Source organism: Sedimentibacter sp., assembly GCF_032080165.1.
GTDB lineage: Bacteria > Bacillota > Clostridia > Tissierellales > Sedimentibacteraceae > Sedimentibacter.
The window spans coordinates 19,145-32,946 of the sequence record NZ_DAMASY010000012.1 but is presented as its reverse complement, the minus strand read 5'-3'; the positions used below and the strand labels follow the sequence as shown (position 1 = coordinate 32,946).

At 34.5% G+C, this 13,802-nt stretch carries 13 protein-coding genes and 1 other annotated feature; of the genes, 6 read left to right on the top strand and 7 right to left on the bottom strand.

What is annotated here, in order from left to right; all coding sequences use genetic code 11:
• The first annotated feature begins 36 nt into the window (after positions 1 to 36).
• The 3 genes from RT412_RS14400 to RT412_RS14390 all read left to right on the top strand — a co-directional run bounded on the left by RT412_RS14400 (position 37) and on the right by RT412_RS14390 (position 1,789).
• Positions 37 to 231: a hypothetical protein gene (locus RT412_RS14400; RefSeq protein ID WP_313342606.1), complete on the top strand. Its 195-nt coding sequence runs from the start codon at positions 37 to 39 to the stop codon at positions 229 to 231.
• A gap of 209 nt (positions 232 to 440) precedes the next feature.
• Positions 441 to 1,271: a thymidylate synthase gene (thyA, locus tag RT412_RS14395; protein ID WP_313342603.1), complete on the top strand. Its 831-nt coding sequence runs from the start codon at positions 441 to 443 to the stop codon at positions 1,269 to 1,271.
• Between the two features lie 11 nt (positions 1,272 to 1,282).
• A complete protein-coding gene (locus tag RT412_RS14390) occupies positions 1,283 to 1,789 on the top strand; it encodes a dihydrofolate reductase (protein ID WP_313342601.1) in 507 nt (168 codons plus the stop codon).
• 109 nt (positions 1,790 to 1,898) lie between these two features.
• Here the strand turns inward: RT412_RS14390 and tyrS are convergent, their stop codons facing one another.
• On the bottom strand, positions 1,899 to 3,113 hold the full coding sequence (gene tyrS, locus RT412_RS14385) for a tyrosine--tRNA ligase (RefSeq protein ID WP_313342598.1): 1,215 nt from the start codon (positions 3,111 to 3,113) through the stop codon (positions 1,899 to 1,901).
• A 54-nt stretch (positions 3,114 to 3,167) separates the two neighbouring features.
• Positions 3,168 to 3,422: a binding site (T-box leader), on the bottom strand.
• 309 nt (positions 3,423 to 3,731) lie between these two features.
• Here tyrS and RT412_RS14380 point away from each other — a divergent pair.
• Together RT412_RS14380 and RT412_RS14375 are read left to right on the top strand one after the other, a co-directional pair.
• Positions 3,732 to 3,932, top strand: coding sequence for a cold-shock protein (locus RT412_RS14380; protein ID WP_313342595.1), 201 nt, complete (start codon positions 3,732 to 3,734; stop codon positions 3,930 to 3,932).
• 80 nt (positions 3,933 to 4,012) lie between these two features.
• Positions 4,013 to 5,269, top strand: a complete 1,257-nt coding sequence (locus RT412_RS14375) for a DEAD/DEAH box helicase (RefSeq protein WP_313342592.1) — start codon at positions 4,013 to 4,015, stop codon at positions 5,267 to 5,269.
• On the opposite strand, the gene RT412_RS14370 is transcribed toward RT412_RS14375, so the two are convergent.
• From RT412_RS14370 to RT412_RS14360, 3 genes are all read right to left on the bottom strand, one after another.
• A complete protein-coding gene (locus tag RT412_RS14370; RefSeq protein WP_313342589.1) occupies positions 5,256 to 5,387 on the bottom strand; it encodes a hypothetical protein in 132 nt (43 codons plus the stop codon). The genes RT412_RS14375 and RT412_RS14370 overlap by 14 nt on opposite strands.
• Positions 5,388 to 5,483: 96 nt before the next feature.
• Positions 5,484 to 5,834: a DUF2200 domain-containing protein gene (locus RT412_RS14365; protein ID WP_313342586.1), complete on the bottom strand. Its 351-nt coding sequence runs from the start codon at positions 5,832 to 5,834 to the stop codon at positions 5,484 to 5,486.
• 76 nt (positions 5,835 to 5,910) lie between these two features.
• Positions 5,911 to 6,618: a helix-turn-helix transcriptional regulator gene (locus RT412_RS14360; RefSeq protein WP_313342583.1), complete on the bottom strand. Its 708-nt coding sequence runs from the start codon at positions 6,616 to 6,618 to the stop codon at positions 5,911 to 5,913.
• A gap of 257 nt (positions 6,619 to 6,875) precedes the next feature.
• On the opposite strand from RT412_RS14360, the gene RT412_RS14355 reads away from it, so the two are divergent.
• Positions 6,876 to 8,090: a PatB family C-S lyase gene (locus RT412_RS14355; protein ID WP_313342580.1), complete on the top strand. Its 1,215-nt coding sequence runs from the start codon at positions 6,876 to 6,878 to the stop codon at positions 8,088 to 8,090.
• A gap of 166 nt (positions 8,091 to 8,256) precedes the next feature.
• Here RT412_RS14355 and RT412_RS14350 read toward each other — a convergent pair whose 3' ends face one another.
• From RT412_RS14350 to ppdK, 3 genes are all read right to left on the bottom strand, one after another.
• Complete coding sequence (locus RT412_RS14350) at positions 8,257 to 9,540, bottom strand: helix-turn-helix domain-containing protein (RefSeq protein WP_313342577.1); 1,284 nt, start codon at positions 9,538 to 9,540, stop codon at positions 8,257 to 8,259.
• Positions 9,541 to 9,995: 455 nt separating this feature from the next.
• A complete protein-coding gene (locus tag RT412_RS14345; RefSeq protein ID WP_313342574.1) occupies positions 9,996 to 10,631 on the bottom strand; it encodes a hypothetical protein in 636 nt (211 codons plus the stop codon).
• Between the two features lie 363 nt (positions 10,632 to 10,994).
• Entirely contained in the window at positions 10,995 to 13,622 is a 2,628-nt protein-coding gene (ppdK, locus tag RT412_RS14340; RefSeq protein WP_313342571.1) for a pyruvate, phosphate dikinase, read from the bottom strand.
• Between the last annotated feature and the right edge of the window lie 180 nt (positions 13,623 to 13,802).

The following is a 13,802-nucleotide window of genomic DNA, read 5'->3' as shown; positions in this document are numbered from 1 at the left end:
GAATATTATGTATATATAACGTAAGGGGAGAGTATTATGAACGAATTTGAGAAAATAAAAGAAATGTACGATAACGGCTTCAGGTGCATAAGATATGATGATGTTAAAGACGGAGAAATGTCTATATATTTCAAAAACTTCGAAAGCGAAGAATCTGAAGCAATGAGAGTAAAAGGCTTTGAACAAAAAATGCAAATAAAGAATTTTATAAACCAAAATTCTATGAAATAAATATGGTTACAAAGACAAAAAATCGTCATTCGGAGACACTGTGGATAATCTTAACAAATTAGCTGCGCTCAGAATGACATTCTTTTTGCACTTACAGTATAAGCGACCGACACCAAATCAAAAGATTTGGGTCGTCTGCATATTATTAGCTTGTATTGGTTGGTCGGATATTATATAATTATATATTATATGTTTGTTGCGGAGGACTAATGAGTACAGCAGATAAATTATTTATAAATATGTGTAAGGATATACTTGCAAATGGCGTTTGGGATACTGATTATGATGTAAGACCTAAATGGGAGGACGGAACTCCGGCTCACACGATTAAGAAATTCGGCATAGTTAATAGATATGATTTACAGGAAGGCTTCCCCATATTGACGTTAAGAAAAACAAACTTCAATGCAGCTGTTGATGAATTGTTGTGGATATGGCAGAAAAAATCAAACAACGTTAATGATTTAAACAGTCGTATTTGGGATTCGTGGGCAGATGAAAGCGGCTCTATAGGAAAGGCATACGGATATCAGTTAAGTATTAAGCATAAATACAGAGAAGGTGAGTTTGATCAGGTAGACAGAGTAATATATGATTTAAAAAACAACCCTGCAAGCAGAAGAATCATGACTAACATATATAATTTTCAAGATCTTCACGAAATGCATCTTTATCCATGTGCTTACAGCATGACATTTAATGTATCCGGCAATAAGCTAAATGCAATATTAAATCAGCGTTCGCAGGATGTGTTGGCCGCTAACAACTGGAATGTGGTTCAATATTCAATTTTAGTACATATGATGGCACAGATAAGTGGTTTGACAGCAGGAGAATTGGTGCATGTTATAGCAGATGCACATATATACGACAGACATGTTCCAATAATAGAAGAACTTATAGAACAAAAAGAACATAAAGCACCTACTTTAATAATTGATAAAAATATCGATGATTTTTATAAATTTACTGTGGAAAGCTTTAAATTATCTAATTATGAATTTAATCCTTTTAAGGTTAAAGTTCCGATAGCAGTGTAGAGGAGTAATTTATGAAATTAATAGTTGCAGTAGCAAAGAATTGGGCAATTGGTTATCAAGGAGATTTATTGTTTAACATACATGATGACATGGCTTTTTTCAAAAATACAACCATGAATAAGGTAGTAGTAATGGGAAGAAAAACACTTTTGTCTTTCCCAGAAGGCAAACCATTAAAAAACAGAACAAATATAGTACTCACAACAGACAGGGATTTTAATGAAGAGGGATGCATAGTCGTAAATTCATTTGATGAATTGTTTGAAGAGCTTAAAAACTATGAAGATGATGATATATTCGTAATAGGCGGCGGTAAAATATACAATGATTTATATCCTTATTGCAGTGAGGCAATTATAACTAAGGTTGATGCAATCGAAAATGCCGATACATTTTTACATAACTTTGATTCTGATGAAAATTGGTATTTATCATATGCATCAGAAATACATGAAAACAACGGCTTAAAATTTACATTTAACACATATAAAAACAAAAATATAAAACAATGTGAATAAGCAGACGACCCAAATCTTTAATTTGGTGTCGGTCGCTTATACTGTAAGTGAAAAAAACAAAAATGATTTGAGAACTAATATGAACTCAAATCATTTTTGTTAATAAGTATTATAAAATATTTTTACTGAATTTTACAAACCGCTTTTTCCCGATTCTAATTACATCGTCATGGTTAATAACTCGGTCGGTTTCATGTAGTGAAAGTTTGCTGCCATTTAACTGAATGCCGCCCTGTTTTACTAATCGGATAAAATCACTCTTACTTTTAATATAATCCATTTTTATCAGCCGTATAATAATATCATTGATGGTTTCTTGCTCTATAAAAATCTCCGGGATATTGTCAGGAATGGATTTTTTACAAAAAGCGGTATCATAGTATTCAGCTGCCCTTTCCACATCGTCAGGTGTATGGTAAAGTGAAGTTATGGTTATAGCTAAACGATGTTTAATATCCTTTGGATTTGTTCCGTGATCGAGATTTTCCTTTATCTTTTTTATTTCACTCGGGTGTTCATCCGTTGCAAGTTCAAAATATCTGATGATAAGGGTGTCGGGAATTTCCATTACTTTCTTAAACATTACTTCTGCAGGTTCATTAATACCTATATAATTTCCAAGACTCTTGCTCATTTTTTCTATACCGTCCAAACCTTCAAGAATAGGCATGAATATAGCAATCTGCGGTTCCTGATTTAATGCTTTCTGGAGAGTTCTGCCCATTAATATATTGAAAGTCTGGTCAGTTCCTCCCAATTCTATATCTGAATTAAGCGCAATAGAATCATATGCTTGCATCAATGGGTAGAAAAATTCATGAATTCCTATCGGAGTTTGGTTTTCATACCTTTTTTTGAAATCATCTCGTTCCATAATTCTCGCAACGGTCGTAGTAGAGGCAAGCCTGATTACGTCTTCAAAATTGAGTTTAGAAAGCCACTCGCTGTTAAAACGAACTTCAGTATTGTCTTTATCCAATATTTTAAAAATCTGTTCACAATAAGTTATTGAATTTTTCTGCACTTGTTCATCAGTGAGAGCAATTCGTCCCTTTGACTTTCCGGTGGGATCACCGATTTTTCCCGTAAAATCACCTACAATAATTACTACGTGATGACCTAAATCCTGCATTTGTTTAATTTTACGGAGCACAACCGCATGACCTAAATGTATATCCGGCGCGGATGGGTCAAGTCCTAATTTGATAGTTAGCGGTATATTTTTGTCAAAAGATTTGTTGAGTTTCAAAAACAGCTCTTCTTCGTTTACTATGGTGTGCACTCCTTTTGAGATAATCTGCATTTGCTCTTCTGGTTTTATCATAATTAACATCTCCTCGAAATATTTTATTCAATAAAAAACTCGCCCTTTTATTGCTAAAAGGACGAGAACGTCTCGTGTTACCACCTTATATTTGCAAGCAGCTCACACTGCTTACCTTATTAAGTACGTCATTATTCAATGAGATACTCTAACACTATAACGGGTGTTATTCTCCGTTGCAGCCTACTTAAAAATGTTCGGTGCAAAGCTCAAAGATGTATTCACAATCATTATCCAAGGCACCTCTCATCAACCGGTAACTTTCTGTTTGTATTCATGATTGCTACTAATTCTTATCGCAGCTTTTTTTCTTATACTACGAAATATGCATACCATATTTCGTAGTTATACGGATATGTAATTAGTAGTATTATATTCAATAAATTTTCATATGTCAACTATCATATCAATTAAAGATTAGTTTGATAATTATGTATTTCTTAAATAACTGTTGACTTAATCAAATTAGTATGTTATATTAAGAAAGTATTACAGATGTATTTATTGATTTCACATGTTTTTAGAGATTATATATATGTTGTTGGTATATAATTTGTAAAAATATGTGAATTTTTTTTAACTACAATGGAGTATAAATAAAATATTAGGAGGTACCTCATGAATAAAGGTACAGTAAAATGGTTTAACGCAGAAAAAGGGTTTGGATTTATAACAGCAGATAATGGTAAAGATGTATTTGTACATTTTTCAGCTATACAAGGAAACGGATTCAAGTCATTAGAAGAAGGTCAAGCAGTTAGCTTTGATATTACTCAAGGCAATAAAGGTGACCAAGCAACTAACGTAAATAGAATATAATTAATACTATAACTATGTACGTTAAAAGTCGGGAACTAAATCCCGATTTTTTTTGATTAGAAAGAGAGAGAATAGAGAATATGAAATTTGAAGATTTAAATTTAATAGAAGAAATAAATAAAGCTTTAAAAGATGAAGGATATGATAAACCTACATCTATACAAGAGCAGGCTATACCCTATGCATTGAAAGGAAGAGATGTACTTGGATGTGCTCAGACAGGAACAGGAAAAACAGCGGCATTTGCTATCCCTATAATACAAAAAATATATGAACAAAATATTAAAAGCTCTAAACGCTATATAAAAGCATTGGTTTTAACCCCCACAAGAGAGCTTGCAGTTCAAATAGAAGAAAGCTTTAAAGTATACGGACGATACACTAATTTGAAATATTTATCAATATTTGGAGGCGTTTCACAAAAACCGCAAACAGAAATGTTAAGAAGAGGGGTAGACGTATTAATAGCTACACCTGGAAGACTTAATGATTTAATAAATCAAGGACAGGTTAATCTGCAAAACTTATCAATGTTTGTACTGGATGAAGCTGATAGAATGCTCGATATGGGTTTCATACATGATGTAAAAAGAATAATCAATGTTATGACAAATAAAAGGCAGACATTGTTCTTTTCGGCAACTATGCCACAAGAAATTACAGACCTTGTGAATACAATTTTAGTTGATTTTGCAAAGGTTGTTGTCACACCTGTTTCTTCAACTGTTGATAATATTAAGCAATATATTTATTTTACAGATAAGGGTAATAAAAAGAAATTATTAGCGAATCTTTTAAAGGATGCAAATATTAATTCAGCATTGGTTTTTACAAGAACAAAACACGAGGCGGACAGGGTTGTAAAAGATCTTATAGCTAATAAAATAACAGCACAAGCTATTCATGGAGATAAATCACAAGGTGCAAGACAGTTAGCTTTGAATAACTTCAAGTGCAGGACAATAAGAGTTCTGGTAGCAACGGACATAGCAGCCAGAGGTATTGACATAGATGAATTGTCACATGTGATTAACTATAATCTGCCAGAAGTGCCTGAAAATTATGTTCACAGAATAGGGCGTACAGGAAGAGCAGGTCATGTTGGAACAGCAATTTCGTTTTGCGAATATGAAGAAAAAGAATATTTAATAAATATTCAAAAATTAATAAAAAAATCTATTACAGTTGTATATGATAATCCTTATCCTATGATGATAACTACTGTTGCTCCAAAATCAGAGAATTATCAAAAAAGACAGAGGATAGAAATAAAAGAAGTAAAAAAAGTTAAAAAGAAAAAAGAAATTTTTAAAAAATCTTATGCTAATTATATATAAAAGGGATTGTTAGAAACTCAATCCCTTGCTTTAAGGTTATAGAAATTTTTCCCTTAAGATAGGTTCCTATTTCAATATTTAACCTGCTCATTACCTCCTGATGCTTATAATTCTCCATTGTAACCTCCGATAATCATTTTTCTTATACCAAGCTATTTTTAATTTAACAATACTACCATGCCATAATATGGAATAAATATTTCTTGATCAGAATTTATTTTCGCAAAATTTTATCCATCGTCTTTCCCTTTGCTAATTCATCTATCAGCTTATCCAGATAGCGAATTTCCTTCATAAGCGGTTCCTCGATATTTTCCACACGCACACCGCATACCACACCCTTGATTAAATCCCGGGAAGGATTTAGCTGTGGGGCTTCCTTAAAAAAAGTTTCAAAGTTGTTTTCTTTTTTCAGTTGTTCTTCGAATTCCTCCTGACTGTATCCTGTCAGCCAGCGTATGATTTCATCTACCTCTTCCTTCGTGCGTCCTTTTTTCTCCGCCTTTGTGATATAATGGGGATAGATACTTGCGAAACTCATTGTATATATATTATTTTTGGCCATAGTAACCTCTCTCTTTTATTTTTTAATTTTTATTATTGTACCCCAAATAATAATCTTGAATTATTTAATTTACCGACTAAGTTGCAGACAACATATTATATAATTTCAACAATCGTATATCATCCTTGGAAACCTTGAGCTGATTAATCAAGGCAGCATCTTCCTTCAGTCGTGTTTTAGAAAAAAGCATTTTAATAGCAATAGGCATCATTGGTCTGGAGGAAAATCCATTAAATAAACCCCATTTGGTGTCAGAGTCCAGATATGACGCAAGTATCTGAGCATTGGCTTTTTCCATCGGTGTGTCCCTGTTATTGAGGGAAATACGGGTAAGTGCATCATAATGTTCTATAAATCCCCAGTATGTATTTTCGCAGTTCTGATAATTATCAAAATCCTTAAAGTTCATATACATCATAATTTTGTATTGATGATTTTCAGTCTCAGACAGCACGTCGAACACGCAGCGTATAATATTGTTGCTTCGTCCATCATATAGATATGAATAAAATTGAGATGCTCCGCTGAAAAATGCAGGACTGTTATTCTGAGAGGAGATAACGGTACGTTTTTTTGGGTAGTAGAGCAACTGCTCCATATGAATTTGCAGGGCATCGGCAATTTCATACAGTGTTTCTATATCAACAGATATTTCTCCTCTTTCATATTTTGAAATTGTGGATTTGCTTTTATTAAGCATATCAGACAATTCGCTTAGTGTTAATTTGCGTATTTTCCTGAAAGTCCTGATTTGTTTGCCAATATGTATATTAAATTCAGACATCGTTTCCACCTCATAAAAAAAGTTTCATAAAAATATACAAAAGCTTGATATTTGGTCAGTTTTTATTATATATAAAAATTTTAGCACACAAAAAGAAAAAAATCTATTCTAAATAAAAAAAACAGTAAAAAAGTCTACTATGACGAAACTTTAATTGCTTTGACATGAGAGTAAATGATTGATAAAATTGGATAATCAAAAATTACAGTAAAGGGGACACACTTCTTTTTAGTCCCCCAGATTTGAAGGAGGATAATATGTACAATTTTGATGAAATTATTGACCGCCGTCATACAAATGCTATGAATACGGACGGGTTTCGCAGCTATATCTTTCATGCAGACGATACAATGACATTCCCTTATAAGGACGAAGAATTTATAAGGATGTGGGTTGCAGATATGGAATTTGCAACTCCGGACGTTATAATCGATGCAATTAAGGAACGCCTGGATAAACGTATATTTGGATATACCAGAGTATTTGAAAACAGCTACTATGAAGCATTTGCAAGTTGGTGTATGAAGCGTTACGGATGGACATTTGATAAAAACCAGCTTGTTATGTCAAATGGAATCATCCCGGCATTATATGAGTTAGTGAACTATATTTGTAAAGAAGATGAAAAGGTTATGTTCTTAACACCCTCATACGCATATTTCAAGTATGCAGCTGATTATAACAGCAGAGAATATGTATGCTCAGATCTAATTAATAATGACGGATATTATACTATAGATTTTGATGATTTGGAAAGAAAGGCTGCCGATGAAAAAACAACGCTCTTCATCTTTTGTAATCCTCACAATCCTACCGGTCGCGTATGGAAAGAGGATGAGCTGAAAAAGGCCGGAGAAATTATAGAAAAGCATAATCTCTGGGTTATTTCCGATGAAATTCATTGTGATTTACTTCGTATCAATCAAACACATATCCCATTAGGAAAGGTTATGCCGGATTATAAAAGATTGATTACATGTATGGCTCCAAGCAAAACATTTAACATGGCAGGTCTGATGCTTTCGCACATTATTATCAGAGACGAAAGTTTAAGGGAAATATGGCTTAACAGACATTACAATTTTGATAATCCTTTAAGCATTGCGGCTGCTCAGGCAGCATATAAAAAAGGAGAAATCTGGCTGGAGGAATTGCGTGCCTACTTAGATGAGAATTTCAGATTTACAGAGGAGTATCTTTCAAAAAACTTGCCAAAGGCAAAATTCAAAATATCTGAAGCAACATATTTAGCATGGGTGGATTTGGGTGCATATTTTGACAAGGATGAGGACTTGCCTATGTTTTTCGCATACGAAGCAGGAGTTCTTTTAGAAGGCGGTAATATGTTTGTAGATAACTCTGACGGTTTTATCCGATTAAATCTGGCATGCCCCATTTCTTTACTGAAAGAAGGGTTAAAAAGAATATGTAAGGCAGTCAATCTAAGTGGTAATACCCTTGGTTCATTTTAACTTACTTAAAAAAGCACAAGTGCGTTCTTTATGTTAATCTGCTGACTTCGGGGAAATTAACCGAACATCTACGGTAAATTGACAAAATTATCCGAAACGAATTGATTTACGATTAACGTGCCGAAGGCGGGGAGTTTTTTTGCTCCTCGCCCTCAATCCGTGCCGCTTATGCTAAAATCTTCCGAATATGCATTTCATTCTCCCAAATGAATTGTAACATCTCTCTGCTTGTTTTCGCTAATTCTTTATACTTGTCTACACCTTCAAAGTATGCTATGCAAATCATTTGAATTGAACAAATCACATAAAATACCGCTTGCTTTTCCTCAAACGTCAGCGGATTCACATTATCATATCCGCGTATGATGCCCTCCAGAACATCAGGCCATTTTTCATATATATCGTCAACTCCGCGCCATTCACTCAATATCCCGGTAGCACAATAACAAGGATCCCACAAGCGGACATTACGCTCGCTCAGATCAAAATCGATAAATCCTGTCACTTCACCGCCATCAAACAGAATGTTGGAAGGATTCGGATCGCGGTGAACCAGCTGTTTCGGCAGCTTGTCAAACAAAATGCTGAAATTATTGATATAATCTTCAAAAAATGTATCCGGCAATCCCATATTGAATTGGATATTTTGTTTCCTGACCTCTAATAATGCCCATTCGGTGACATGAGTGTATAAATTTTGTTCATTTGGTTGTATTTCGGATTCAATCACAGTCAATGCCCTATGAAGCTGAGCGATGCTCTCACCGTATTTTTTCCCGAATTCCCGGCAGCTTTCACCGAAACGGTCTGATTTAGAAAGCGGATTACCTTTGATACCGCGTGTCAATACAACGATTTGTCCTCTATCCAAATATTCTTCACCGTATTTGGTAGGAACCGGCGTTGACGCCACGAATCCCTGCGCTGCCAGCACTTTTGCCACCTTCAGATTCGCGAGTATCCCTTCACGGCTGCCTGTTTTAAGGATATAATCCTCTCCTATCGACCACACATTTCCTGAAACCTTTGTACCATCCATGGTGTAAATATCAAGTATCAGTAAATCCTGCTGCACGTCCCAATTTGCAAGAATTTCCCGCAATTCCTTTTCTGTAAACATAACTGAAACCTCCGATTTAGAAAGATAATTTTTCGGAGAGCCGCCATACATTCGCACAAACGCCTTGTAAAATCCAGCATAAGTATCAAAACCATATTCCAAAGCCACATCAATGGCACGACGACCGCCGGCTATTTCACTCAATGCCCGATTAAGCCGTAGCTTGCCGATATAGGCAGATACGGACATTCCCGTGACTTTTACAAACAGACGATGATAATGCCATACGGAATATCCCGCCATGTTCGCAAGTTCCTCGGCGGCGATGTCGGTTTTCAAATTTTGCTCAATATAGGTAATACCGGATTTTATGATGTCTGATGTCTGCATTAGCACTCTCCTTTCCACGTGGTGATTTCAGTATAACAAATAAATCAGGTTAAAACATTTCCTTCTGTGCGAAGTTTTTTCGTGGACAAATCTATCGATAGGTGCACCCAACAGATTGACATATTAAATCCTATGAAAGCAGAAAATAAATGATATTGATTTTCTGCTGGGTTAATTTCATTTTCATTTGTATTGGTGCTGCTATGATATTATGTTTTTTCCGTTAATTGTCTTCTATTTGCCATAAAAATAGCCTTCAACAATTTTTGTAGAAAGCTATTTTTTTTAATGAGATTCAAAGACTTTTCTTCACGGAATCTATTGATTAATATAAAAATTGTATTAAAGAGTTCGATAGAGTAAATTTTCTTATCATTTGGTATGCTTTTAAATCTCCTAACGCGGATAACTTTATCTAATGTGTGATCAATGACATAAAATTCTGTATTAAATTTTTAGTTACTAATCGCACTAATAAATAGCATAACGATATTTGCATCCACGCTGTATGAGTATCCAGCTAAGTCTTTATCAAGCCAATTTTCTACACCGTCTGTTATATTTGTATAATCTAGATCAGTAAGTATACTTTCAGCATTATCAAAATCAAGACCGTAGATTGTAGCTTTTATAATATCAAAGAAAAGTGATTGTATATCTTCTTCTGTGGCATCGAGATCTATCCTGCATACTATCTGGTTTATTTCATCGCTTTTCAGTGGCGTATAAAAAACAAAAGAGAATCCTCTGCCAAAATTGATACCATATGCTCTTGAATCAGCGACTTCATAGAATTCCATATCTTCTATATTTTGTGCTTCTATTCCATGATATTCAAGCCACGGATTTAGAATAGATATGTATCCTTCTAATGTTACACAAAAAGTTGGCTGTCGTACAATTGTTTCTACTCTAGGAATTGCAGTCAAATGCGGAAGTTCTCTTGGAGAAACATTTGATGTACTTTGGGAAGTTTCCTTGTTATCCACATTTGATGTGCTTTGGGAACTTTCCTTGCTATCCACTCCACAACCACTCAATATAAAAACTAAAGTAACTATTGCAAAAATAAATAAAACAAATTTTTTCATTTAACTTTTCCTCCCTTTAATTTGATACAAATGAATTATAAAAATTATACCATGTTAATCAATAATTTTGAATAGAAAGTTTAAGAACGCTCCTAATCTATTTATGTATGTATGATAGTTTCTGTTAAAAAGAGGACATCACCCTTAAAAACCAAGTGGTAATACCCTTGCTATGTTTTAAATTTAATTTTTAAACTTCTGTTCAGATCCTTTTAAGCCTTATTTCAGTTTGTCTTTGTTTTTTATTACATATAGAATGAATCACAATCTATTATCTTATACCACCGTTATATAGAACAATCATTTTTTTGTTATACGTCTAAGTTCGTGTATATACTTCTCCAAATCGGAGGACATTGTCAATTACTGGTGATGACGTATCGCCGCCTGTGCTGCCGACAACCTTGCCACCGGTACTCTGAACGGTGAGCATGATACATAGTCAAGTCCTGTTTTGTGGAAAAATTCTATGGAAGCAGGGTCTCCGCCGTGCTCTCCGCAAACTCCCAAATGAAGATGTTCCTTTGCACCTTTTCCAAGCTTAACAGCTGTTTCTACCAATTTACCTACACCTATCTGGTCTATTGTTTGGAACGGATCTTGTTCAAGTATGCCTGCATCCTTGTAATCATTTAAGAATTTGCCTGCATCGTCTCTTGAATAACCAAATGTCATTTGTGTTAAGTCATTAGTACCGAATGAGAAGAAGTCTGCATATTCTGCAACTTCGTCAGCTGTAACACATGCTCTCGGTATTTCTATCATTGTTCCTATGAGGTACTGAAGGTCGGAATTTAATTCTTTTTTAGTTTCCTCGGCAACTTCGATAATAAGCTTTCTCAATATGCTTAATTCTTCTTTTTTACCAACAAGAGGAACCATTATTTCCGGTACTATATTTATGTTTTCTTCTCTTGAAACCTCTATTGCTGCTTCGATTATTGCCTTTGTTTGCATTCTTGCTATTTCCGGATAAGATATTGCAAGACGGCATCCTCTGTGTCCAAGCATTGGGTTGAATTCCTGTAAGCTATGAATTGTATCTTTTAGCTTAGCAACTGTTACATTCATATCTTTAGCAAGCTCGATTATATCATCTTCTTCATGAGGTATAAATTCATGCAGAGGTGGATCTAACAATCTTATAGTAACAGGACGAACTCCCATTACCTTGAAAATTCCTTTAAAGTCAATTTTCTGCATAGGCATTATTTCTGCCAATGCTTTTTCTCTTTGTTCAACCGAATCAGCAATTATCATTTTACGTACTGAGAATATACGGCTTTCTTCAAAGAACATATGCTCAGTTCTGCATAATCCGATACCTTCGGCACCGAATTTTACAGCTACTTCAGAATCCTTCGGAGTATCTGCATTTGTTCTGATGCCAAGTACTCTGAATTCATCGGCCCATTCCATTAATTTACTGAAGTTACCTGATATATTTGCTTCAACAGTTTTTATCTTACCTTTATATACGCTTCCTGTGCTTCCGTCAAGTGAAATATAGTCGCCTTCTTTATATGTTTCGCCTTTTACGGTCATTATTTTACTTGCTTCATTAACATTTATTGATTCACATCCCGCAACACAGCATTTACCCATTCCTCTTGCCACAACAGCTGCATGTGATGTCATACCGCCTCTTGAAGTAAGAATACCTTTAGCCTTATTCATGCCTTCGATATCTTCAGGAGATGTTTCCTTTCTGACTAAAATTGCATCTTCGCCTCTTTGAACTGCTGCAACAGCATCATCTGCGGTAAAGTAAATTTTTCCTGTAGCAGCTCCCGGTGATGCAGGAAGTCCTTTTGCTATAGGCACTGAGCTTTCAAGTTCTGTAGAATCAAACTTAGGATGTAACAGTTGGTCTAATGATCTTGGATCTATTCTCATAACTGCTTCTTTTTTAGTTATATAATCTTCTTCAACCATTTCAACAGCAACTCTTAATGCTGCATCCGCCGTTCTTTTTCCGTTACGGGTCTGCAGGAAGTACAATTTACCTTCTTCAATTGTAAATTCTATATCCTGCATATCCTTATAGTGCTGTTCAAGAGTATGAGCAGCTTCTAAAAATTGTTTATATATTTCAGGCATAACTTCATTTAATTTATCTATTGATAACGGAGTTCTTATACCTGCTACAACGTCCTCGCCCTGAGCATTAATCAGGAATTCTCCAAATACCTTCTTTTCTCCGGTTGATGGGTTTCTTGTAAATGCAACACCTGTACCTGATGTATCTCCCATGTTGCCGAAAACCATTGATTGTACGTTTACTGCTGTTCCTAAGTTGTGTGGTATATCATATAAATTTCTGTATGTAATTGCTCTTTGGTTATTCCAGGATCTGAATACTGCTTCAACTGCCATCAACAGCTGATCTTCCGGCTCTTGCGGGAATTCTGATTTTGTTTCTTTTTTATATATTTTTTTAAATTCATCAACCAAGTTTATTAAGTCATCTGCTGTAAGCTCTGTATCGAATTTATATCCTTTTTCTTCTTTTACATTTTCAAGAACATTATCAAAGTTTACTTTAGGTATTTCTAAAACTACATCGCCAAACATCTGGATGAATCTTCTATAACTGTCATATGCAAATCTTTTATTTCCTGTTTTTATTGCCATTCCTTCAACTGTGTTATCGTTCAGTCCAAGATTTAATATTGTGTCCATCATACCTGGCATTGAAAATGCAGCTCCGGAACGAACTGATACCAATAAAGGATTATTTACATCACCAAATTTTTTGCCTGTTTGTTCTTCAAGAATCGATAAGTTGGTCTTAATTTGACTAATTATTTCATCTGTCAATTTTTTTCCTTGTTCATAAAACTCAGTACATGCTTCAGTTGTAACCGTTAATCCGGGAGGCACCGGAAGATCGATATTCGTCATTTCACAAAGGTTGGCACCTTTTCCTCCCAACAGATATTTTTGAGAAGCATTACCTTCTTTAAACAAATAAACCCACTTTTTGTTCATAATCATCCTCCAAATATTTTTAAATTATAATTTGCTTTTTTAGTTTTCCCTACTGTTAATTTTTAATTATGCCACACTATTTGCTGTAAATATACTAAATATGATACAATATTATCCCAAAAAAGTACAGTATATTTTTTGAAGAAGAGTCATAAAAAATTAATATGAATAAATCGTTTT

What these genes read in the sequence shown, in the direction of transcription:
- RT412_RS14345 (WP_313342574.1), bottom strand. Translation starts at nt 10,631, where the DNA reads ATGAAAAAATTTGTTTTATTTATTTTTGCAATAGTTACTTTAGTTTTT.
- RT412_RS14390 (WP_313342601.1), top strand. Translation starts at nt 1,283, where the DNA reads ATGAAATTAATAGTTGCAGTAGCAAAGAATTGGGCAATTGGTTATCAA.
- ppdK (WP_313342571.1), bottom strand. Translation starts at nt 13,622, where the DNA reads ATGAACAAAAAGTGGGTTTATTTGTTTAAAGAAGGTAATGCTTCTCAA.
- RT412_RS14400 (WP_313342606.1), top strand. Translation starts at nt 37, where the DNA reads ATGAACGAATTTGAGAAAATAAAAGAAATGTACGATAACGGCTTCAGG.
- RT412_RS14370 (WP_313342589.1), bottom strand. Translation starts at nt 5,387, where the DNA reads ATGGAGAATTATAAGCATCAGGAGGTAATGAGCAGGTTAAATATTGAA.
- RT412_RS14375 (WP_313342592.1), top strand. Translation starts at nt 4,013, where the DNA reads ATGAAATTTGAAGATTTAAATTTAATAGAAGAAATAAATAAAGCTTTA.
- RT412_RS14360 (WP_313342583.1), bottom strand. Translation starts at nt 6,618, where the DNA reads ATGTCTGAATTTAATATACATATTGGCAAACAAATCAGGACTTTCAGG.
- RT412_RS14380 (WP_313342595.1), top strand. Translation starts at nt 3,732, where the DNA reads ATGAATAAAGGTACAGTAAAATGGTTTAACGCAGAAAAAGGGTTTGGA.
- RT412_RS14365 (WP_313342586.1), bottom strand. Translation starts at nt 5,834, where the DNA reads ATGGCCAAAAATAATATATATACAATGAGTTTCGCAAGTATCTATCCC.
- RT412_RS14355 (WP_313342580.1), top strand. Translation starts at nt 6,876, where the DNA reads ATGTACAATTTTGATGAAATTATTGACCGCCGTCATACAAATGCTATG.
- RT412_RS14350 (WP_313342577.1), bottom strand. Translation starts at nt 9,540, where the DNA reads ATGCAGACATCAGACATCATAAAATCCGGTATTACCTATATTGAGCAA.
- tyrS (WP_313342598.1), bottom strand. Translation starts at nt 3,113, where the DNA reads ATGATAAAACCAGAAGAGCAAATGCAGATTATCTCAAAAGGAGTGCAC.
- thyA (WP_313342603.1), top strand. Translation starts at nt 441, where the DNA reads ATGAGTACAGCAGATAAATTATTTATAAATATGTGTAAGGATATACTT.